The 19,702-nt window shown below is 61.0% G+C and carries 18 protein-coding genes, 4 tRNA genes and 1 other RNA gene; 13 read left to right on the top strand and 10 right to left on the bottom strand.

Annotated features, from left to right (window positions below):
• The first annotated feature begins 85 nt into the window (after positions 1-85).
• Both glgA and H559_RS0106905 read left to right on the top strand, forming a co-directional pair.
• Complete coding sequence (glgA, locus tag H559_RS0106910; RefSeq protein WP_028452100.1) at positions 86-1,528, top strand: glycogen synthase GlgA; 1,443 nt, start codon at positions 86-88, stop codon at positions 1,526-1,528.
• A gap of 13 nt (positions 1,529-1,541) precedes the next feature.
• Positions 1,542-3,998: a glycogen/starch/alpha-glucan phosphorylase gene (locus H559_RS0106905; RefSeq protein ID WP_028452099.1), complete on the top strand. Its 2,457-nt coding sequence runs from the start codon at positions 1,542-1,544 to the stop codon at positions 3,996-3,998.
• Between the two features lie 220 nt (positions 3,999-4,218).
• On the opposite strand, the gene H559_RS19285 is transcribed toward H559_RS0106905, so the two are convergent.
• Genes H559_RS19285 through H559_RS0106885 form a run of 4 tightly spaced genes read right to left on the bottom strand, consistent with a single transcriptional unit; the run spans position 4,219 to position 6,890 of the window.
• Positions 4,219-4,809 carry a BON domain-containing protein gene (locus tag H559_RS19285; RefSeq protein WP_051279034.1) on the bottom strand — a complete coding sequence of 197 codons (591 nt, stop codon included), beginning with the start codon at positions 4,807-4,809 and terminating at the stop codon, positions 4,219-4,221.
• Complete coding sequence (locus H559_RS0106895) at positions 4,809-5,402, bottom strand: phosphoheptose isomerase (RefSeq protein ID WP_028452098.1); 594 nt, start codon at positions 5,400-5,402, stop codon at positions 4,809-4,811. Before H559_RS0106895 ends, H559_RS19285 begins: the two co-directional genes overlap by 1 nt.
• A 13-nt stretch (positions 5,403-5,415) precedes the next feature.
• Positions 5,416-5,760: a YraN family protein gene (locus H559_RS0106890; RefSeq protein ID WP_028452097.1), complete on the bottom strand. Its 345-nt coding sequence runs from the start codon at positions 5,758-5,760 to the stop codon at positions 5,416-5,418.
• Positions 5,757-6,890: a penicillin-binding protein activator gene (locus tag H559_RS0106885; protein ID WP_028452096.1), complete on the bottom strand. Its 1,134-nt coding sequence runs from the start codon at positions 6,888-6,890 to the stop codon at positions 5,757-5,759. Before H559_RS0106885 ends, H559_RS0106890 begins: the two co-directional genes overlap by 4 nt.
• A gap of 15 nt (positions 6,891-6,905) precedes the next feature.
• Between H559_RS0106885 and rsmI the strand changes: the two genes are divergently transcribed.
• The 5 genes from rsmI to H559_RS22605 all read left to right on the top strand — a co-directional run bounded on the left by rsmI (position 6,906) and on the right by H559_RS22605 (position 10,539).
• Positions 6,906-7,751 (top strand): 16S rRNA (cytidine(1402)-2'-O)-methyltransferase, encoded by an 846-nt coding sequence (gene rsmI, locus H559_RS0106880; protein WP_211230903.1) that lies wholly within the window; start codon positions 6,906-6,908, stop codon positions 7,749-7,751.
• A 47-nt stretch (positions 7,752-7,798) separates the two neighbouring features.
• Positions 7,799-7,882, top strand: a tRNA-Leu gene (locus tag H559_RS0106875).
• A gap of 382 nt (positions 7,883-8,264) precedes the next feature.
• Entirely contained in the window at positions 8,265-9,236 is a 972-nt protein-coding gene (locus H559_RS21545; RefSeq protein WP_155845329.1) for an RHS repeat-associated core domain-containing protein, read from the top strand.
• Between the two features lie 26 nt (positions 9,237-9,262).
• Positions 9,263-9,796 (top strand): imm11 family protein, encoded by a 534-nt coding sequence (locus tag H559_RS22610; protein WP_155845328.1) that lies wholly within the window; start codon positions 9,263-9,265, stop codon positions 9,794-9,796.
• A 275-nt stretch (positions 9,797-10,071) separates the two neighbouring features.
• Entirely contained in the window at positions 10,072-10,539 is a 468-nt protein-coding gene (locus tag H559_RS22605) for a hypothetical protein (protein WP_155845327.1), read from the top strand.
• Between the two features lie 59 nt (positions 10,540-10,598).
• Here the strand turns inward: H559_RS22605 and btsR are convergent, their stop codons facing one another.
• From btsR to rluD, 5 genes are all read right to left on the bottom strand, one after another.
• A complete protein-coding gene (gene btsR / locus H559_RS0106860) occupies positions 10,599-11,336 on the bottom strand; it encodes a two-component system response regulator BtsR (RefSeq protein ID WP_245579342.1) in 738 nt (245 codons plus the stop codon).
• An 83-nt stretch (positions 11,337-11,419) separates the two neighbouring features.
• Complete coding sequence (locus H559_RS0106855; RefSeq protein ID WP_028452092.1) at positions 11,420-13,123, bottom strand: sensor histidine kinase; 1,704 nt, start codon at positions 13,121-13,123, stop codon at positions 11,420-11,422.
• A 181-nt stretch (positions 13,124-13,304) separates the two neighbouring features.
• Positions 13,305-14,327: a ZIP family metal transporter gene (locus H559_RS0106850; RefSeq protein ID WP_028452091.1), complete on the bottom strand. Its 1,023-nt coding sequence runs from the start codon at positions 14,325-14,327 to the stop codon at positions 13,305-13,307.
• A 115-nt stretch (positions 14,328-14,442) separates the two neighbouring features.
• Positions 14,443-15,186, bottom strand: coding sequence for a peptidoglycan editing factor PgeF (pgeF, locus tag H559_RS0106845; protein ID WP_028452090.1), 744 nt, complete (start codon positions 15,184-15,186; stop codon positions 14,443-14,445).
• Positions 15,173-16,228 (bottom strand): 23S rRNA pseudouridine(1911/1915/1917) synthase RluD, encoded by a 1,056-nt coding sequence (gene rluD / locus H559_RS0106840; protein WP_028452089.1) that lies wholly within the window; start codon positions 16,226-16,228, stop codon positions 15,173-15,175. The genes pgeF and rluD overlap by 14 nt, the downstream gene beginning before the upstream one ends.
• Between rluD and H559_RS0106835 the strand changes: the two genes are divergently transcribed.
• The 6 genes from H559_RS0106835 (at position 16,227) to ffs (ending at position 18,645) form a co-directional block, all read left to right on the top strand.
• Positions 16,227-17,042: an outer membrane protein assembly factor BamD gene (locus tag H559_RS0106835; RefSeq protein ID WP_081412912.1), complete on the top strand. Its 816-nt coding sequence runs from the start codon at positions 16,227-16,229 to the stop codon at positions 17,040-17,042. The genes rluD and H559_RS0106835 overlap by 2 nt on opposite strands.
• 74 nt (positions 17,043-17,116) lie before the next feature.
• Positions 17,117-17,192, top strand: a tRNA-Ala gene (locus tag H559_RS0106830).
• Between the two features lie 51 nt (positions 17,193-17,243).
• Positions 17,244-17,319, top strand: a tRNA-Glu gene (locus tag H559_RS0106825).
• Between the two features lie 56 nt (positions 17,320-17,375).
• Positions 17,376-17,448, top strand: a tRNA-Ala gene (locus tag H559_RS0106820).
• 90 nt (positions 17,449-17,538) lie between these two features.
• Positions 17,539-18,474 (top strand): asparaginase, encoded by a 936-nt coding sequence (locus H559_RS19275; RefSeq protein WP_162143302.1) that lies wholly within the window; start codon positions 17,539-17,541, stop codon positions 18,472-18,474.
• 73 nt (positions 18,475-18,547) lie between these two features.
• Positions 18,548-18,645, top strand: an RNA gene (gene ffs, locus H559_RS22155) — signal recognition particle sRNA small type.
• A gap of 408 nt (positions 18,646-19,053) precedes the next feature.
• On the opposite strand, the gene H559_RS0106810 is transcribed toward ffs, so the two are convergent.
• Positions 19,054-19,665 (bottom strand): glutathione S-transferase N-terminal domain-containing protein, encoded by a 612-nt coding sequence (locus H559_RS0106810; RefSeq protein ID WP_028452087.1) that lies wholly within the window; start codon positions 19,663-19,665, stop codon positions 19,054-19,056.
• Positions 19,666-19,702 lie beyond the last annotated feature (37 nt).

The following is a 19,702-nucleotide window of genomic DNA, read 5'->3' as shown; positions in this document are numbered from 1 at the left end:
GTAGGGGTGTAATCCGGCTGCAATCCGGCTGTCATCAGCGGCCGGCAGACTGACTGAATCGACTTAACCGAGGCAAGAATTGATTATGCGTGTCCTGCATGTGGCGGCAGAGCTGTTTCCCCTTCTGAAAACCGGTGGTCTGGCCGATGTGGCCGGCGCGCTGCCGCTGGCGCTGGCGCCGCTCGGCGCCGACGTGCGCGTTCTGCTGCCGGGGTTCCCGGCGATTCTGGCCGGTGTCGCCATCGAAGGTGAAGTGGCGGCATTCAGTGCTCTGAGCGGTGCCAGCGGCGCTGCGCGGCTGTTGTTCGGCAAGACTGCTGACGGGATTGCCGTCTACATCATCGACGCCCCCGCGCTGTATGACCGCCCCGGCAATCCCTACCACGATGCCAATCAGCAGTCCTATCCGGATAACCATCTGCGCTTTGCCCTGCTGGGCTGGGTGGCCGCGCAGCTTGCGCAGGGAATGGACCCGTACTGGCGGCCGGCGGTCGTGCATGCGCACGACTGGCATGCCGGCCTGGCACCAGCCTATCTGGCTGCCGCCGGCCGGCCGGCCAGGTCGGTCATCACCGTGCACAATCTGGCTTATCAGGGTGTGTTCGGCCGCGACTGTTTCGACGCGCTGGAACTGCCCGCGCATTTCTTCGACCGCGAAGGTGTCGAATTCCACGGCAATCTGTCCTTCCTGAAGGCGGGTCTGCACTTTGCCGACCACATCACCACGGTGAGCCCGACCTATGCCCGCGAAATCACGACGCCGGAGCAGGGCTGCGGCCTGGAAGGGCTGCTGCAGATGCGGCGTGCGAGCCTGAGCGGCATCATCAACGGCGTGGACGAGCTGGTCTGGAACCCGGCAACGGATCCGCTGCTGCCGGCCGGCTACAGCGTGGACAAGCTTGCCGGCAAGGCCAGATGCAAGACCGCGCTGCAGCAGGAGCTCGGCCTGCTTGAGACGGACGAGCAACCGCTTTTTGTCGTGGTGTCACGGCTGACCGACCAGAAAGGCTTGCCGGTGCTGCTGGAGGCACTGCCGGAACTGCTGGCGCGCGGCGGGCAGTTTGCCCTGCTCGGCAGCGGGGATGCCTGGCTGGAAGAGGCCTTCCGCAATCTGGCGTACGCGAATCCGCGCCAGGTCGCCGTGAAAATCGGCTATGACGAAGCATTCTCCCACCGGCTGATTGCCGGTGGCGACGTGATCATGGTGCCCAGCCGCTTCGAGCCCTGCGGCCTGACGCAACTGTACGGGCTGAAGTACGGCACGCTGCCGCTGGTGCGCCGGGTTGGCGGTCTTGCCGACACGGTGAGCGACTGCACGCTGGAAAATCTGGCTGACGATTGTGCCACCGGCTTCGTGTTTGACGAGCTGAATGTCACGGACTGCCTGCGCGCGGTGCGCCGGGCCTATGCTTTGTGGGCCAGGTCGCGCGAATGGAAGCAGGTCCGCAAGCGGGCGATGCAGCAGGATGTTGCATGGCGTGCTTCTGCCGAGCATTACTTTGCCTTATACCAACAACTGATTGCCTGACCCTGGAGCCACCATGATCAACCCGATTACCTTTGATTCGCCTACCGACAGCCTCGATGTCGAATCACTGAAAAAAGCGATTGCCTACAAGCTGATGTTTGCCATCGGCAAGGATGCCTCGGTTGCCAACGAAAAAGACTGGGCCGATGCCACCTTTCTGGCCATCCGCGACCGCATGGTCGAGCGCTGGATGCAGACCACGCGCGCGCAGTACTCGCAGGATGTGAAGCGCGTCTACTACCTCTCGATGGAATTCCTGATCGGCCGTGCGCTGGGTAATGCACTGCTGGCGCTGAACCTGCAGGAGCCGGTGCGCCAGGCGCTTGATGAAATGGGCATCGATCTGGACGATCTGCTGAAGGAAGAGCCTGATGCCGCGCTCGGCAATGGCGGCCTTGGCCGTCTGGCGGCGTGTTTCCTCGACTCGATGGCGACGCTGGGTGTGCCCGGCTTCGGCTACGGCATCCGTTACCAGTTCGGCATGTTCAAGCAGCGCATCATCGAGGGCAAGCAGGTCGAGGCACCCGATACCTGGCTGGGCTCGGTGAACGTGCTCGATTTCCCGCGTGATGAAGTGTGTTTCCGCGTGCGCTTCGGTGGCCGGGTCGAGCAGGAAGGCAGCAAGATCTACTGGCTTGACACCCAGCATGACGTGCTCGCCGTCGCGCACGACATCATCATTCCGGGCTACGACACCATCGCGACCAATACGCTGCGCCTGTGGACCGCGCGCTCGACGCGAGAAATCAATCTGTCCAAGTTCAACGAGGGCGATTATTTCTCTGCCGTGGCCGAGAAAAACGTCTCTGAAAACGTGTCGCGCGTGCTCTATCCGGATGATTCGACCTACTCGGGCAAGGAATTGCGCCTGCGGCAGGAATACTTCTTCTGCTCGGCCAGCCTGCAGGACATCCTGCACCGCTACAAGCTGACGCATGAAACGCTGGAACATCTGCCGGAAAAGATTGCCATTCACCTCAACGACACGCACCCGGTGCTGGCCATTCCCGAACTGATGCGCCTCCTGCTCGATGAGTACGGTCTGGACTGGGATACCGCCTGGGGCTACACCAGCAAGATTTTCAGCTACACCAACCACACGCTGATGAGCGAGGCGCTGGAGTGCTGGCCGGTCGACATGCTGGGGCGTCTGCTGCCGCGCCACCTGCGCATCATTTTCGATATCAACGAGCGTTTCCTGAAAGAAGTCGAAGCCAAATTCCCCGGCGACCATGACCTGCTTCGCCATGTGTCGCTGATCGAGGAAGGGGGCGAGCGCAAGGTGCGCATGGCCTATCTGGCGGTGGTTGCCAGCCACAAGGTCAATGGCGTGTCCGAACTGCACTCGGAACTGATGAAAACGTCGATTTTTGCCGACTTCGCGCGCATCTATCCCGACCGTTTCACCAATGTCACCAATGGCGTCACACCGCGCCGCTGGCTGGCGCTGGCCAATCCGGCGCTGTCGGAGCTCATTGATGGTGCGATCGGGCGTACCTGGCGCGTGCGGCTCGACGAACTGGCCGAGCTGCGCGACAAGGTGGACTACCCGCAGTTTGTCGAAGCCTTCCAGGCCGCCAAGCACGCCAACAAGGAGCGGCTGGCCAGGTATGTTGCGCGCACGCTGGGCGGCGTGATCAATCCGGATGCGCTGTTTGACGTGCAGGTGAAGCGCATTCACGAATACAAGCGGCAGCTGCTCAATGTGCTGCACGTGATCACGCGCTACAACCGCATCATCAAGCACCCGGAAAAACACTTCCAGCCGCGGGTGGTGATCTTTGCCGGCAAGGCGGCATCCGCCTACCGCACGGCGAAAATGATCATCCAGCTGATCAACGACGTGGGCGTGAAAATCAACAACGACCCGCGCGTGGGCGACAAGCTGAAAGTGGTGTTCATCCCGAACTACAGCGTGAGCCTGGCCGAAATCATCATGCCGGCGGCCGACCTGTCCGAGCAGATTTCAACGGCCGGCACCGAGGCATCGGGCACGGGCAACATGAAGTTTGCTCTCAACGGCGCGCTGACCATCGGCACGCTCGATGGCGCGAATGTCGAAATCCAGGATGCTGTAGGGGCGGACAACATCTTCATCTTCGGGCAGACGGCCGACGAGGTGGAAACCCGCCGCAAGAACGGCTACAACCCGCGCGAAATCTATGAAACCAACCGCGAGCTGCGTGAAGTGCTCAACCAGCTGGCCAATGGCTTCTTCAGCCCGCAGGAGCCCGAGCGCTACCGCTTCCTGTTCGACGTGCTGGTGAACTGGGGCGATCACTACCAGCTGCTGGCGGATTACCAGAGCTACATCGACACGCAGGACAGGGTCGATGCGGTGTATGCCAAGCCGGATGTCTGGGCGAAAAAGGCGATTCTCAACGTGGCCGGCATGGGGCGTTTCTCGTCCGACCGCACGATTGCCGAATATGCCGAGCGCATCTGGCGCACGCCTTCCGTCAAACTCTGAGTCTGCGGTGCGCTTGTCCCGCAAGCAGCAGAAGGCCGGCGGTGACGCCGGCCTTTTTCATGGCAATGGGCCGGAATCGAGCAGCCGGAGCGCTTGTCCGCGCAGCAGTTCAGGCTCTGGGATGTGGGTCGGAAAAGTAAATGGAAAAGGGTATATGCCCACGGCCCTTTTTATTAAAAGGCTGCAGGCGTATACCCTTGCATGGTTCTGATGGCGAGGATTACTTGCCGCTGGCTGGCGGCAGGTGCTCGACCAGTTTGACGACCTGCTGCACGCCACTGACGCGGCTGGCGAGATCGGCGGCCTTGCTGGCCATGGCCGGCGAGGAAAGTCCCATCAGGTAGACGACCTTGCGTTCGGTGACGACCAGAATATGCACGCTGGCCATGTCATTGCCGCCGGTGAGGATGGCGGTTTTCACGCGGGTGGTGAGCTGGCTGTCATTCAGGCGGTCGGCGGCACTGGAATTGGGTGCGATCACCGTTTCATTGAAGACCTGGCGGATGCGGCGGTCAGCGCGCGCCAGTTCGGCCACCCTGGCCTGGGCAGCAGCATCGGGGACTTCGCCGGTCAGCAGTGCCACGCCGTTGTAGACGGTGACGTTGACGTGCACCTTTTCCTTGAAGGTGTCGATGATGCTGGCGCTGATCGTGGCTGCGCTGTTGGTGTCGCTTTCGATCAGCGTGGTCTTGCGCGGGTCGGAGCCGATCCAGGCGCCGACGGCAACGCCGCCAGCCACCAGCAGCGGCACGCAGCCGGTCAGCCCGATCGAGCAGACGGCAGCAGCGGTGAGCAGCGAGCGACGCAGCATTACTGATCCCCCCCGAGCAGCATGAAGTCAACAGCATCGCACATCGCATGGATGGCGGTAATATGGACTTCCTGGGTGCGGGCCGTGCGCTGGCTCGGCGCGCAGATGTGCACGTCTTCACCGGTCAGCAGCTCGCCGATCTGGCCGCCGCCCTTGCCGGTCAGCGCGATTACGCGCATCTGGCGGTCGTGTGCGGCGTGGATGGCGGCAATGACGTTGGCCGAGTTGCCCGAGGTGGAAATGGCAACGAGCACATCGCCAGCGCGGCCCAGCGCATGCACCTGCTTGGAGAAGACCAGGTCGAAGTCGTAATCGTTGGCAATCGCGGTGAGCGCCGATGTATCGGTCGTCAGCGCAATGGCCGGCAGGCCCGGGCGCTCGCGCTCGAAGCGGCCGACCATCTCCGCGGCGAAGTGCTGCGCATCAGCGGCCGAACCGCCATTGCCGCAGGCCAGAACCTTGCCGTCGGCAATCAGCGACTGCACCATCAGTTCGGCAGCGGCCGCGATGGCCGGGGAGAGCTCGTCGGCAGCGGCCTGCTTGACCTTGATGCTTTCCAGAAAGTGGTGCTGTACGCGATTGATCAAATCCATTGTTTATCCTTCGTTAAGCGTCAGTGGCGTCCAGGCAGTTCTTCAGCCAGATGATTTCGCTGCCTTCGAAGCACACGGCATCGAAGCGGCAGGGTGGCGTGACACGCAGACTGCTCAGGTAAGTTTGTGCGGCGGTCAGGAGTTTAGCGCGTTTTGCCTGACCGATGCTGGCCGCGGCACCGCCAAAACGGCGGGAAGCGCGGGCTCTGACTTCTACAAATACCAGTGTTTCACCCTCGCGGGCAATCAGGTCTATTTCCCCGCGCCGGCATTGCCAGTTGCGCTCGACAATAGACAGCCCGGCACGGCGCAGAAATTCTGCGGCAGCCTGCTCGGCTGCTGCCCCCTTGTCGTTCATTGGACGGGCGAAGCGGCGGCAGGTTCCGAGGCCGCTTTCTGCGTTGCCGGGCTGAGTGCCAGCGGCCGGCCCGGCACGGTGCGCAGCACCAGCTCGCGGTTGATCTGGCCGTTCTCGCCGATGCTCAGCTGGCCGGTGACGCCCTGCCATTCCTTTTCGCCGTTGCCGGTGGCCAGCGCTGCAGCAATGCGCCAGGCATCCACGCCCAGCGCAAACAGGCGTTCCAGGTCGGTTGAGTTCATGCGCTTGCGCTGGTAGGCCGCATATTCTTCCAGTTCGGGCGTGGCCAGCCACGGCATGTCCAGAAAGCGGATGCCGGCGAGATCCAGCGCGGCTTTCAGATTGCCGGTATCGATCTGGCTGGTGGCAAACACCAGGCGATCATTGCCAAGATAGGGGCGGATCAGGCGGGCCTGCTTGCCGGTGGTGGCGAGGATGACTGCATCGGCGCCGTTGTCGTTCAGCAGTGCCGCCAGCGTTGCCGGAGCAGCCACCGGGTCGGCCAGGTCGATCACGGCAGGCGGCGCGCCGGCCACCCGCATCCAGCCATCGATGAAGCCCTGCACCATGCGCGGCGGCAGGGCACCGCTGCCTTGCAGCAGTACGGGGTGCGTCAGCCCCCCTTCGTGGATTGAGCGCGCCAGTTGTGCCGCTTCGGCTTCGATCGACAGATTGAAACTGTAGAGATTGGCACGCTGCAGCGTGCTGCCGTCGAAACTGTTCAGCGCGAGCACCGGGATGTCCAGCTCGGCCACATCGGCAATGTAGTTCACCGCCGATTTGCTCAGCGGGCCGATCACGGCGCGGGCGCCATCGGCCTGTGCTTTTTGCAGCTGGGCGAGCACGTCGGCTTCGGAATCGGTGGTTTCATACAGGCGCACTGGCGGAATGTCGGTATTGCCGTGCATCCGTTCCGCGGCCAGCACACCGGCGCGAATCTGGTCGGTAGCTGGCTTCAGCGATTTGCTCTTGGTGGGCAGCAGCAATGCGATATGGCTGTGTTCAGCCGGAGCGGCTGCCTTCGGCGCCGACGCGGTGACGTCCGCGGCGGTAGCCGTAATGGCGGCAGCACCGTATAGTACCGCCGCAATAAGCCGCACACTGCGGAGTAGGAGGTTTCTGGCGTGCATGACGATACTTTCTTGGTGAGCAAGTCTTCATTATATGTGGTTGCAACGCCGATCGGGAATCGTGCCGATTTCACAAGCCGGGCGCTGGACGTGTTGCGGCAGGCGGATGTCATCGCGGCGGAAGATACCCGCGTCACCGGTCTGCTGCTCAAGCATTATGCCATCAGTACGCCAATGATCAGCCTGCGCGAACACAATGAACGCGGCATGGCCGAGAAACTGGTCGCCCGCATGCAGGCCGGTGAAGTAGTGGCGCAGGTGTCCGACGCCGGCACGCCCGCCATCTCCGATCCCGGCGCCGTGCTGGTTGCTACTGCACACGCTGCCGGCATCCGTGTTGTGCCGATTCCGGGCGCCTCGGCCCTGACCACGGCGCTGAGTGCCGCCGGCTTCACCGCCGCGCATGCGCTGTTCTATGGCTTTCTGCCCCCGAAAAGCGGCCAGCGCAAGTCTGAGCTGGCTGCGCTCGCGCAGTCGCCCTACCAGATTGTGTTCTATGAAGCCCCGCACCGCATTCTTGAATGTCTGGCCGATCTGGTCGAGGTGCTGGGCGCCGATCGTCAGGCCGTGCTTTGCCGCGAACTGACCAAAACCTTCGAGACCATCCGCCGTGACAGCCTTGCCGGCCTGCATGCCTTTGTCGCATCGGACAGCAACCAGCAGCGCGGCGAATGCGTGGTCGTGATTGATGCCGCCCCGGAGCAGGAGCGCGCTGACGGCGCCGAGTTTGATGCCGTCCTGCAGCCGCTGGTGGAAGAGTTGCCCGTCAAGCAGGCGGTAGCGATTGCCATGCGCATCACCGGCGCACCGCGCAATACCCTCTACGAGCGGGCGCTCCAGCTCAAGGACAACAAGTCGTAACAGGCTTGTCACCGGGGCGGGTGCAAGGCATAATGCCTGTCCTCCCTGCCCGGGTGGCGAAATGGTAGACGCAGGGGATTCAAAATCCCCCGCTGCAAGGCGTGTCGGTTCGAGTCCGACCCCGGGCACCAGAATTCAGTACCAAGCAGTCCAGAAAATCCATCAAACCCGCATAGCGTAATGCTTGCGGGTTTTTTGTTGTCTCTGGCGTTCATTCCGTAAACGAAGCAGCTTTACTGCAGCAGTCACCGGATTCCGGGTAGACCATACGTACCATTCTGCATGCTGTGGTGATGTATGTGGCTGAACCCCTTTCCCCGGTTTGCCAGTGTTGCCATGGGGTAGCGGGTATCAGCCCTGCCCGCGTGCCTCCTTCAGCGGCTCAGAAAGTGCCGGCCCGTGTTACGGTTGCGGCAGCAGCAGCCAGGTCGCCTGCACCTACGCCCAGTGGAAGTCCCCTTGCGGGGCGACGGCGCCTCCACCCGCGTCATCAGCACGAGTGCCGATGGCCAGGTGAACAAGCTCGAATTCACCGGGCTGGATGGCCTGCTGTATTACGAAATCAACCTCGGCAACAGTGTCTCCACCAAACACCTCTACCTCGGCCGCAGCAAGCTGGTGGACGTGGAAGGCAGCAGCGTCACCTACTACCACAGCGACCCGACCGGCAGCCCGCTGGCCGCCACCGCCGCCGATGGCGCGCTGCTGTGGCGCACCAGCTACCGCCCCTTTGGCGAAAAGTTGGCCGGCGCGACGACGAAAAACCAGCAATGGTTTACCGGCAAGCCGTTTGAGGACAAGATTGGCCTGAGTTACTTCGGTGCGCGCTGGTACGACTCGGTGCTGGGCCGCTTCATGGCCATCGACCCGGTGGACTGGGTGGACAGCAACCCGGTGCACAGCTTCAACCGCTATGCGTACGCGAACAATAACCCGCTCAGATTTGTTGATCCGGATGGGCGACTGTATGAAGCAGTAGTTGCGGAGAGAACACAACAAGCTATTGCAAATGCACTCATTGGCGGTGTTGCTCGTGCGGTTGCGGCAAGATTATTAAGCAACCCTCTCACTGTCGCCATAGCATTAGCAGCTTACCAAAACAGCCTTCCTGATCCTTATGGAAATATTGATAATTCACAAAATGCAGGTGGAGTCGCAGTATTAAATTGTAATAGTGCAATACTAGAGAGAAACTTAACCGAGGCAACTGGAGTGGTTAAGGGTAGATTTGAGAGCTCCCATCATGTTGTGGCTGTTAAAGATAACCGGGCAGAAGAGGCGCGTAATATTCTTCATAATGCTGGGATGAGTGTTAATGATCCAAATAATGGGTTGTTTGTTAATACGCCATACCATCGAAAAATGCACACAAGAGCTTATTACGATGCTGTGAATACCGCGCTGAGAGGAGCTTCTACATATCAGGATGTCGCGGCTCGCCTTTCTGTGATAAAGGCGGGAATTATTTCTGGCACTTTCCCTTGAGGTGTGGTGTGGGTTGTCTATATAAGATGTTCCCGGTTGAAGGATTTCTTGATTTACAAGCGATAGACTTGGATGGGGCGAGAGAAGCTTTAAAAAATGTTCACTCAGGAGCTTCGCTGTTATCTGGATGGATACCATTAGATTTTGTGTGGTGTTCTAGAATTAAAAAATCGGATGCATATCCTGATGCTTGCCCGACATACCTCTCGTCTTGGGTTGTTAATGGCGCTTTTGTTGATTGTTTTTGCGATGTAGCGGAAGATTGTGTTGAGTTTCTCCCCGTTTCTGTTGAAGGGAGTGCGTGGTTTGTTTTGAATTGCTTGAAGAAGGTATCTAGTTATGAAAAGGGACAGTCTATTGTGTACATTTCACCCTATTCAGAGGAAATTTTTTTAGTGCAGTGGCTTGTTATTAGTAATGATGCGCTTGGGAAGGCGGATATATTTACGCTCGCTGGTTCTAATAATTCTGTCTTTTTTGTTACTGATAAAATTAAGAGCGCAATTGAGTCTTCAGGTATTTGTGGGGTTGGGTTTAAAGTTATAGGGCAGGTTGTTTGATTTTGGCCTTAACACCGCGTACGGCGCAGCCGTTTTGTAGCCTGGATTCGCCGCAACGCGGTAATCCGGGTCGCCACAGGCGATGTGGTTTGCATTGCCCGCTGACCCGCTCTTGCAGCTCGCGGCCCTGTAGGGCGAGTCTTGCCCCGCGCTGAATTGCAATTTTTCTGGGGGGGTGTCACCGGTTGTGGTGGTGTTGGCGCAGACTGGCCGGCGCAATTCTCCGGGGGGCAAATGCGATTCGCTGCTGGTGGTGTACGCAAACCGGGCATGGGATGCGCTACCTACTTATTTTTGATATTCATGGGTATACGCCCACAACCATTTTAAATAAATGGCTGCAGGCATATACCTGTCTGATTTTTCATTTTCTCCTGTCGAAGCACTGCAGGCATGGCTCCCGCCACAGCTGGGCAGGGCCACGCTCACGCGCCCTTGTGGCTGCTCATCCGGCCCCTTCACCTTTTGCTCAGGCGGCCAGCCAGTGCCGCTCCCAATCCCCATACCCGCATCCGGCATGGAACATGCCTGTCATCCGCAAAGTGCAGCGGCATGTCGGCAAACAGCGGACCGGTTTCTTCACCATCGGCAAAGCCAAGATTGATGCTGCCCAGGTCGGTGATGTGCATCCAGGCCAGCGGCCCGATGCTCGGGCCAGCAAAACCCCTATCCTGCATCACGGCATCCGGTTGATAGCTGAAGCTGCGCCAGAGCAGCTCCCGCTCTTGTTTTGCCTGTTTTGATGTGTATGTGGCTGTGGCCCTTTATATGAAAGGGCCGCAAAGGGATGGGTTGCAGCGTATCAGCCCAGCCCGAGTGATTCCTTGAGCGGTTTCAGATAGCGCCGGCTCACCGGCACGCTCTGGCCGCTGCGGGTGATGATGTCGGCACCGCCGCTGTCGTTGAGGCGGATTTCGGCGATCTGGTCCGGGTGGATCAGGTGCTGGCGGTGGCAGCGCAGCAGCGGGGTCTTTTCTTCCAGCGTTTTCAGTGTCAGCTCGGTAAAGTGCTCCTGCCCGGCGGTGTCGACCAGGTAGATGCCGGACAGCCGTGCGGTGACGGATTCAACGGCATCAAGCGGCAGCAGCAGGATGCGGTTATGCCCGTGGCAGGGCAGCTGCCGCAGCGCACGCTGGCCGGGCAGCAGGCTGTAATCGGGCGGTGCGGCAGCCTCGCCGGCCGTGGCGGAGGTTTTGCGCAGGCGTGCCAGCGTCTTGCCCAGGCGCTCGGCAGAGACGGGTTTGAGCAGGTAGTCGAAGGCGTGTTCTTCGAAGGCGCGCACCGCGTGTTCGTCAAAGGCGGTGACAAAGACGATGTGCGGCATCTGGCCGGGGTCGAGCATGCTGACGAGCTCCAGCCCGGAAATGCGCGGCATCTGGATATCGAGGAACACCACATCGGGGCGCTGCTGGTTGATGGCCTGCATCGCTTCGATGGCATTGCCGGCTTCGCCGGTGATGGTCAGGGTGGCGTCTTCTTCCAGCAGCGCCCGCAGTTCGCTGCGGGCCAGCGGTTCGTCGTCAACCAGCAGTGCGCGCATGATTCAGGTCCTCGAAAATTCCGGTTCTTGCTTGTGCCCGGCTTCGCGCGCCCGAAAAGCTGGCGGAGCTGCGTAAAAACCAATCAGGCATCAACAGAACCCAGTGGCAGTGTGAGGGTAATGCGGGTGTAGCGTTCCGCCTCGAAGGCGACCTCCAGCCCGTATTCGGAGCCGAAGCGCGCCTTGATGCGGCGGTCGACCAGCCCCATGCCCATCCCGTCGCCGGCAGTCTTGCGGGGCGGGTAGAGGCCGGCATTATCCTCGACATGCACCAGCAGCGTGTCGGCTTTTTTGCCCGCTTCGGCAAAGAGGCGGATGTGCCCGCTGCCCAGCAGGTGCGAGGTGCCGTGCTTGATGGCGTTTTCGACGATGGGTTGCAGCGAGAAGGCCGGCAGGCGCACCTGCGCATAGATGTAGGGCAGGTCGACTTCGACCTTGAGCCGCTCGCCGAAACGCGCCAGCTCGATCTGCAGGTAGGCGTTTACATGTTCGATTTCGTCTGCGAGCGTCACAGTTTCTTCCGGGCGCTTCAGGTTCTTGCGGAAAAAGGTCGAGAGATTCTGCACTAGCCCGCGCGCGCGGTCGGGGTCGAGCCGGATGACGGCGTTGATCGTGTTGAGCGCATTGAACAGGAAGTGCGGGTTGACCTGCGCATGCAGCAGCTTGATCTCGGATTGCGTCAGCAGCGCCTTCTGCGCCTCGATGCGGCCGGTGAGGATCTGGCGCGACAGCAGCTTGGCGATCCCTTCGCCCAGCGTGCGGTTCAGCCGCGCAAAGAGGCGTCCCTTGGGTTCGTAGAGCTTGATCGTGCCGATAACCTGATCGTCGGCGTCCTGCAGCGGAATCACCAGCGTCGAGCCCAGCCGGCACTCGGAATGGATCGAGCAGGTGTAGGCGACCTCGTTGCCGTCCGCGTAGACCACACGGTTGTCGCGGATGGCCTGCATGGTGTGCTCCGAGGTGATCGGCGTGCCCGGCAGGTGGTGGTCGGCGCCCGTGCCGGTGAAGGCCAGCAGCTTTTCACGGTCGGTAATTGCCACCGCGCCGACGCCGGTTTCTTCCGAGATGATCCTGGCCACCTTTTGCGAATTGGCTTCGTTGAAGCCGGCACGCAGCAGGCCTTCGGTGCGTGCGGCAATCCGCAGCGCATGCGCCGAAAAGGCGTTCGAGTATTTTTCCAGCATCGCGCGGCGGTCGAGCAGCAGGCGCATGAACATCGCCGCGCCGATGCTGTTGGCGGTGAGCATCGGCAGCGCCACGCTGTCCACCACCGCAAAGGCCGTTGCATAGGGCCGCGTGACGGCGAGGATGATCAGCATCTGCAGCATCTCGGCTGCAAGTGCCACCACGCCCACCAGCATCGGCTGGAACAGCAGGTCGACACGACCGCGCCGGATCAGGGCGCGGTGGATCAGCCCGCCGAGCAGGCCCTCGGTAATGGTCGAAATCATGCAGGCGAGGTCGGTCGGGCCGCCCAGGCTGTAGCGGTGCAGCCCGCCGGTAAAGCCCACCGCCAGCCCGACCGAGGGCCCGCCGAGCAGGCCGCCGAGTACGGCGCCGATGGCACGGATGTTGGCGATGGATTCGCCAACCTTCAGGCCGAGAAACGTCCCCAGAATGCAGAAGGCAGAAAACACCACATAACAGGTCAGCTTGTGCGGCAGGCGGATGGTGACCTGCATCAGCGGCGTGAACAGCGGTGTTTTGGACAGCAGCCAGGCAATGACCAGAAACACGCAGGTCTGCTGCAGGAGCTGGATGACGAGCAGAAGTTGCTGGGACAGCATGGGCGGCCTCGCTGGCTGGGCAAGGAAGGAATCGGAACGTATCTGGTCTGGCCAGGCCGACAGCTATACCGCAAGTGCTGCGGCAATGCCATGCAGGCTTTCCCGATGGGGTTGGTGTCAAAGCGTATGGCCATGCAGCCATTTCGATTAAATGGCTGCAGAGCTATGGGGTGCAACGTATCTAGTGCGGGAAGAACAGGTGCGGGATGCTGATCAGCGCCACGCCGGCCAGAATCAGTGCCACCTGCTGCGCTGTGTCTTTCAGGTGCGGGCGCTTGTGCAGGCCCGGAATCAGGTCGGCAATCGCCACATAGATCATGCTCGACGCGCCCAGCGCCAGCAGATAGGGCTGCAGATGCTCGACCGTGTGCAGCGACCAGTAGGCCAGCAGTGCGCCCAGCAGCGCCGCCAGCGACGAGAGCAGATTGAACAGCAGTGCGCGCAGCTTGCTGTAGCCCGAATGCAGCAGCACGATGAAATCGCCGACTTCCTGCGGGACTTCGTGCGCGATGATGGCGGCCGCCGTGGCGATGCCGACCGAGGTGTCGGTCATGAAGGCGGCGGCAATCAGTGCGCCATCAAGGAAATTGTGGAAGGTGTCGCCGATGATGATCATCAGCCCGGCGCGGCCGTGACCATGCGCATGACTGCCATGCGAATGGCCGTGCTCGTGACTGTGCGAATGCTCGTGCGGCTCGAGTTCCTCGCACGATTCATGGTGGCAGTGCCGCCAGATCACCAGTTTTTCAAGGATGAAGAAGGCCAGAATGCCGGCCAGCAGCGTGATCGAGATCGCGGCCGGCGAAGGGCGGGGGTGTTCTTCTTCAGCAGCGGCGTGTTCTGTTGCCGCTGGAGCAGGGACCTCGGCGTGCGCGGTGGCGTGATCATGGTCGTGATCGTCTGCTGCATCGTGCCCCTCGCCATGGTCGTGCTCATGGTCATGGCCAGTTTCGACCAGAGCGGCCGGCGCGCTGGCGATACTGCTGTCCTGTGCGGCTACGGGTGTGGTGTGGGCGTGATCGTGCTCGCCAAAGGCATGCGGCAGGATTTCTAGAAAGGCCGCCGCCAGCAGCGCGCCGACGGCAAAGCTCACCAGCTTCGGAATCCAGCTCGGCCGCGCCGTGTAGGCCAGCAGCGCGGCAGAAAGTACACTCAAGATACTGCCGGCGAGGGTCGCCAGCACAATCCAGCTCAAAGTTGACATGGTGAGGGAGGGGTAGGGACAGGCAAAACCGGAGTGTACCGCAAAATGCAACTGTGTAGCATGTGCGTGCTGGAGGCGATTTGCAGTCGTGCGACTGCAAATCGGGTCAGGGGATTTATGACTCCAGCCAGATCAGGCTCGCCATGCGGCCGGTGATCTGTTCGCGGCGGTAGGAGAAGAAGCGCGCGCTGTCGCTCACCGTGCACAGGCCGCCGCCGTAGATGGCGGTTACGCCGGCGGAATTCAGGCGCTGGCGGGCGAGCAGGTAGATGTCGGCCAGCCATTTGCCGTCTGCTGCGCCGGGCTTGAACGCGGCGCTGGCTTGTGGGTCATGGGCAATGAAGGCGTCACGTACTTCGCCGCCGACTTCGAACGCGTCCGGGCCGATGGCCGGGCCGAGCCAGGCCATGATCTCGGCCGGCGCGACCTGCATTGCGGCAAGCGTTGCTTCAAGAACGCCGTTGCACAGGCCGCGCCAGCCCGCGTGCGCGCCGGCAACAACACTACCTGTGCGGTCGCAGAACAGCGCCGGCAGGCAGTCGGCGGTCATGATTGCACATACATTGCCGGGGATGCGGCTGAAACTTGCGTCAGCATTGGGCTGTGTCTGCATACCTGCAATATCAACAATGTCTGTGCCGTGCACCTGATTCAGCCAGGCTGGCTCGGAAGGCAGGAGGCTGGCCAGCATGGCGCGATTGGCGGCGACACTGGTCGGGTCGTCGCCAACGTGCATCCCCAGGTTCAGGCTGGCATACGGCGCCTGGCTGACGCCGCCGACTCGCGTGGTCTGCAGGGCACGGACATTGGCCGGTGCCGGCCAGTCGGGAATGATGAATTGCGGATCAGTCACGGACATAGATGATTTCACAATCATGATCGTCGTCTTCGTCATCCCAGTCGTCATCCGCCTCGTCGTCTGGATGGGCGTCGAAGCGCAGCGCGGCGAGCAGGTTTTCGAAATCCTGCGGGATCGGCGCTTTCCACTGCATGGTCTTGCCGGTGACGGGATGGACGAGGGCGAGTTTTCTGGCGTGCAGGGCCTGGCGGTTGAAGTCGTCCAGCGCCATGTCGACTTCGATTGATGTGCGAACCTGCTTCAGGTTGTAGACGCTGTCCGCGGCCAGCGGGTGGCCGATGTGTGCCATGTGCACGCGAATCTGGTGGGTGCGGCCGGTTTCCAGCTGGCATTCGACCAGCGTGTGGGCGGTGAAGTGCTCCAGTACGCGGTAATGCGTGACGGCAGGCTTGCCGGTGTGGACGACGGCCATCTTGACGCGGTCGCGCGGGTGGCGGCCGATCGGTGCGTCAACGGTGCCATCCTTGCTGACATCGCCTTGCGCGATGGCAAGGTAATGGCGCTTGACGGTGCGCGCCTGCAGTTGCTGCACCAGATTGTTCTGCGCCGCGAGCGTGCGCGCCACGACCATCAGGCCGCTGGTGTCCTTGTCGAGGCGGTGCACGATGCCGGCACGCGGAATGCTTTTCAGCTCGGGGTAGTGGAACAGCAGGGCGTTGAGCAGCGTGCCCGACCAGTTGCCGCTGCCGGGATGAACAACGAGGCCGGCGGGCTTGTTGATGATGAGGATGGAGTCGTCGGCGTACAGCACGTCGAGCGGGATGTCTTCCGGCTGGAAGGCGATCTCGTCCGGATCGGGCTGGGCATCGACGCTGAGCGTCTCATCGCCCCAGAGCTTGTGCTTGGGCGCAGTGACGGCAATATCGTCCACCAGAACGCGGCCATCCTTGATCCAGGTGGCCAGCCGGCTGCGCGAAAAATCGGGAATGAGTTGCGCCAGTGCAGCATCCAGACGCATGCCTGCACATTCGGCAGGCACGGTAAGGACACGGCGGGCGTCTAACTCGCTATAATCGTCGAGTTCGAAATCAGGATGCATCATGAGAACCATTCTACCGCGTTTCCTGCTGTCCACTCTGACCGTTGTTCTGATCAGTGCCTGCTCGTCGACGCCGACCGCCGACAAGGTCGATCCCGACGACAAGACCAAGGGCTGGACAGCCGACAAGATTTTCAACGAGGCCAAGGCCGAGCAGAGTGCCAACAACTGGAGTGATTCCAACAAGTTGCTGGAAAAGCTCGAGGCCCGTTTCCCCTATGGCCGCTATGCCCAGCAGGCCCAGCTGGAAATGGCCTTCAACTACTACAAGGACAAGGAGCCGGCGCTGGCGCTGGCAGCCATCGACCGTTTCATGAAGCAGAACCCGGCGCATCCGAGCATGGATTACGCGCTGTATCTGAAGGGGCTGGTGAGCTTCAATGACTCGCAGGGCTTCCTGTCGACCCTGTTCCCGCAGGACATGTCGACGCGCGATCCGGTGAGTGCACGTGATTCGTATGCTGCCTTCAAGGAACTGGTCACCCGCTATCCGGAAAGCAAATATGCGAGCGATGCGGACATCCGCATGCGCTATCTGCTCGGGGTGCTGGCGTCGTACGAGCTGCATGTGGCGACGTATTATTACAAGCGTGGCGCCTATCTGGCGGCGGCCAATCGCGGCAACCTGCTGTTGCGCAACTACAGCAACACCAAGCAGACCGAAAAGGCGCTCGGCATCATGATCCAGTCCTATGACAAGCTGGGTCTGACGGTATTGCGTGATGATGCGAAGCGCGTGCTGGCCAAAAATTATCCGGAAAGTACCGCGGCGACGGACGACGTGGTTTATGACCCGGACTGGTGGAAACCGATTTAAAGCCGCAGCATGAAATAATTTGCCTGACGGCTTGACAGGGCTGGCGTGCCTCTCTAATATGCGCAGCTCTTGTCGGGGGTATAGCTCAGTTGGGAGAGCGCTTGCATGGCATGCAAGAGGTCATCGGTTCGATCCCGTTTACCTCCACCAAGACCAGATTTGACAGATTGCGTTGCGTTTGATTGTTGGCAACACAGTTTTGTCCCCATCGTCTAGAGGCCTAGGACACCGCCCTTTCACGGCGATAACCGGGGTTCGAATCCCCGTGGGGACGCCACTTTATAGTGGAAAAGCAGCAAATGCCCTAGTTTGCTGCTGGCCATCAACAATCGTGGGGGTATAGCTCAGTTGGGAGAGCGCTTGCATGGCATGCAAGAGGTCATCGGTTCGATCCCGTTTACCTGTGACTGATTCAGATGTTGTGTTTTAATGGATTAGCCGGCTTTCATGCCGGCTTTTTCTTTTTCTGCGCCACACGCGCGGCGGAGGCTGAATCGTGCGGATATTCTGTTTGTATACCGGTGGCACCATCGGCTGCATCCCCGGACCTGAGGGCCTGAATCCTGCCGCGGCGGGCATGGCTGAGCGTCTGCAGGTGCTGGCCAGTGATGTGACATGCGAGCTGACATTCACTGCGCTGCCGCAATTGCTCGATTCCTCCTGCATGGGACCCGCGGACTGGGCCGCGATTGCCGACGAACTCGCCGTTGCATTGCCGGAGTGCGATGCGGCCGTCGTGCTGCATGGTACCGACACGATGGCATACACCGCCGCCGCGCTGAGTTTTCTGCTGGAAGGTCTTGGCAAGCCGGTCGTGCTGACCGGTTCGCAGCGCCCCTGGTTCCGCGAAGATTCGGATGCCGGTGCCAACGTTCGTCTGGCCTTGCAGGCTGCGCAGCAGAAGCGCTGCGGTGTGTGGCTGGCCTTCGGGGGCGATGTGCTGCCCGGACGCTTCGTACACAAGCTGGATGCGGATGCAGACCGCGCATTCGTGGCACCCAATGCTGCTCGCTACCAGCCCGTCGAACAGTCAGTCTGGTCTGGCCCTCGTCGTATCAGCACCCGGCATGAGGTACTCGCGGTTCGTCTGTACCCCGGCCATTCGGTCGATTGGCTGGCTGCCGCGCTTGCATCGACGCCCCCGGCTGCCTTGCTGCTGGAATGCTATGGCTCCGGCAACCTGCCCGACTCGCCTGCCTTGCAGGCAGCGCTGCGCGGCCTGGTGCAGCAAAACATTCCGATTGTGGCGTGTACGCAGTGTCTTGGCGGCGAAGTGCATGTCGGGCAATACCAGGCGGGCAGTTTGCTGGCCGGGCTCGGGGTGATTTCGGGGGGCTGGCTGGGGGTGGAAGCCTGCCTAGCCCAGCTTTATGTATTGCTGACTGAGTGCGCCGATGTGTCCGGTTTGCGCCAGCGCTGGCAAACATGTTGATCTCGCGTTCTGCTGCCGAGCTGTGCTATAGTCCAGCCCTCAAGTGACGTTGCCTTCATGGCAGCGGCTCCATGGCGGGTCTCCCCGCATGGCTAGAAGGTGAACCTGGTCAGGTCCGGAAGGAAGCAGCCACAGCTTTTGATGCCAGTGCCGGGGGTCGGGCTCGCCACCCCTCTCTTTCCCTTCTGTCTCCCATCCGCCCCCCTGTTTGCGAACATGCATCATCACCCGCTCCAGATCGTGGCCTGTTTCCGCGTCCGGCCGCTGTTGTGACTGCGCATCTCTCCGGCAGGAGCCCAAGTTTCGTCGTCTTCCGTGCGATGCCTGCTTTGTTGAGCGGGGTCAAGGACGCTTACACGCAATCCGCGCAGAATGTGATTCGCAAGCTGATGCTTCGTGTATCTCCAGTGGTAATTTCCGCCGCGTCTTTACGCGGCGGTTTTTTTTTGCCTGTCCCCGGCGAAGCGGACGTGAAATGCCATTGATCATCCTGTCCGGTATCTGCCAATTTGACAGAACAAAGCCCTTGGTATGCAAGGGCTTTGTTTTTGATGCCGGCTATCGCCGCTGACCATGCGCTCAGGCTGCTTGCGGACGTGTTTCGCTGAATGAGGGGCGCTCTTCCAGCCGCTCCAGATAATGAGCCAGGGCGGGGTGCTGGCTGGCCCAGTCAAGTTCCGGCACCCGGAAGCTCAGGTAGGCGAGCATGACGCCGGTGGCAATATCGGCGAGTGAATAGCTGTCATCGAGCAGGTATTTCTTGTCGCCGAGGTCTTCCGCGACCGCGATGATGCCGCGTTCGATCTTGCCGCGCTGCTTGGCAATCCAATCTTCCGATTGCTGCGGCTGCGGGCGGCGACGCTCCAGCATGATGGCTACAGTGGCATCGATGATTCCATCCGCCAGTGCTTCGCGCCGCTTGGCACTGACCATCTGGCGGGGGCTGGCCGGCAGCAGGCGGCTGACCGGCGATACATGGTCGAGGTATTCGACAATGACGCTGGAATCAAACACCGGTTTGCCATCATCCAGTAGCAAGACCGGTACCTTGCCAAGTGGATTATGCGCCAGCGCAAGATTGTCGGGCTGGTTTACGTCGGTGAGGAGCAGCTCGCAATCGATGCGCTTTTCGGCCAGAACGATGCGGACCTTGCGACCGTAAGGACTGTTGGGAGAGGTGATCAGTTTCATGGGGGGGAGCGCGAGGTTTATGTGTGTTGTCCGTTCA

Source organism: Chitinilyticum aquatile DSM 21506 (assembly GCF_000430805.1).
Taxonomy (GTDB): Bacteria; Pseudomonadota; Gammaproteobacteria; order Burkholderiales; family Chitinibacteraceae; genus Chitinilyticum; species Chitinilyticum aquatile.
This window is presented reverse-complemented; position numbering and strand designations above follow the sequence as displayed.

Excerpts from the sequence above, each read along its gene's own strand:
- H559_RS0106890 (WP_028452097.1), bottom strand. The coding sequence starts at position 5,760 with ATGAACGACAAGGGGGCAGCAGCCGAGCAGGCTGCCGCAGAATTTCTG.
- H559_RS19285 (WP_051279034.1), bottom strand. The coding sequence starts at position 4,809 with ATGCTGCGTCGCTCGCTGCTCACCGCTGCTGCCGTCTGCTCGATCGGG.
- pgeF (WP_028452090.1), bottom strand. The coding sequence starts at position 15,186 with ATGTCCGTGACTGATCCGCAATTCATCATTCCCGACTGGCCGGCACCG.
- H559_RS0106855 (WP_028452092.1), bottom strand. The coding sequence starts at position 13,123 with ATGCTGTCCCAGCAACTTCTGCTCGTCATCCAGCTCCTGCAGCAGACC.
- H559_RS0106810 (WP_028452087.1), bottom strand. The coding sequence starts at position 19,665 with ATGAAACTGATCACCTCTCCCAACAGTCCTTACGGTCGCAAGGTCCGC.
- H559_RS0106835 (WP_081412912.1), top strand. The coding sequence starts at position 16,227 with ATGAGAACCATTCTACCGCGTTTCCTGCTGTCCACTCTGACCGTTGTT.
- H559_RS22610 (WP_155845328.1), top strand. The coding sequence starts at position 9,263 with ATGTTCCCGGTTGAAGGATTTCTTGATTTACAAGCGATAGACTTGGAT.
- btsR (WP_245579342.1), bottom strand. The coding sequence starts at position 11,336 with ATGCGCGCACTGCTGGTTGACGACGAACCGCTGGCCCGCAGCGAACTG.
- H559_RS0106895 (WP_028452098.1), bottom strand. The coding sequence starts at position 5,402 with ATGGATTTGATCAATCGCGTACAGCACCACTTTCTGGAAAGCATCAAG.
- rluD (WP_028452089.1), bottom strand. The coding sequence starts at position 16,228 with ATGATGCATCCTGATTTCGAACTCGACGATTATAGCGAGTTAGACGCC.
- H559_RS22605 (WP_155845327.1), top strand. The coding sequence starts at position 10,072 with ATGCGCTACCTACTTATTTTTGATATTCATGGGTATACGCCCACAACC.
- H559_RS0106850 (WP_028452091.1), bottom strand. The coding sequence starts at position 14,327 with ATGTCAACTTTGAGCTGGATTGTGCTGGCGACCCTCGCCGGCAGTATC.
- glgA (WP_028452100.1), top strand. The coding sequence starts at position 86 with ATGCGTGTCCTGCATGTGGCGGCAGAGCTGTTTCCCCTTCTGAAAACC.
- H559_RS0106905 (WP_028452099.1), top strand. The coding sequence starts at position 1,542 with ATGATCAACCCGATTACCTTTGATTCGCCTACCGACAGCCTCGATGTC.
- H559_RS0106885 (WP_028452096.1), bottom strand. The coding sequence starts at position 6,890 with ATGCACGCCAGAAACCTCCTACTCCGCAGTGTGCGGCTTATTGCGGCG.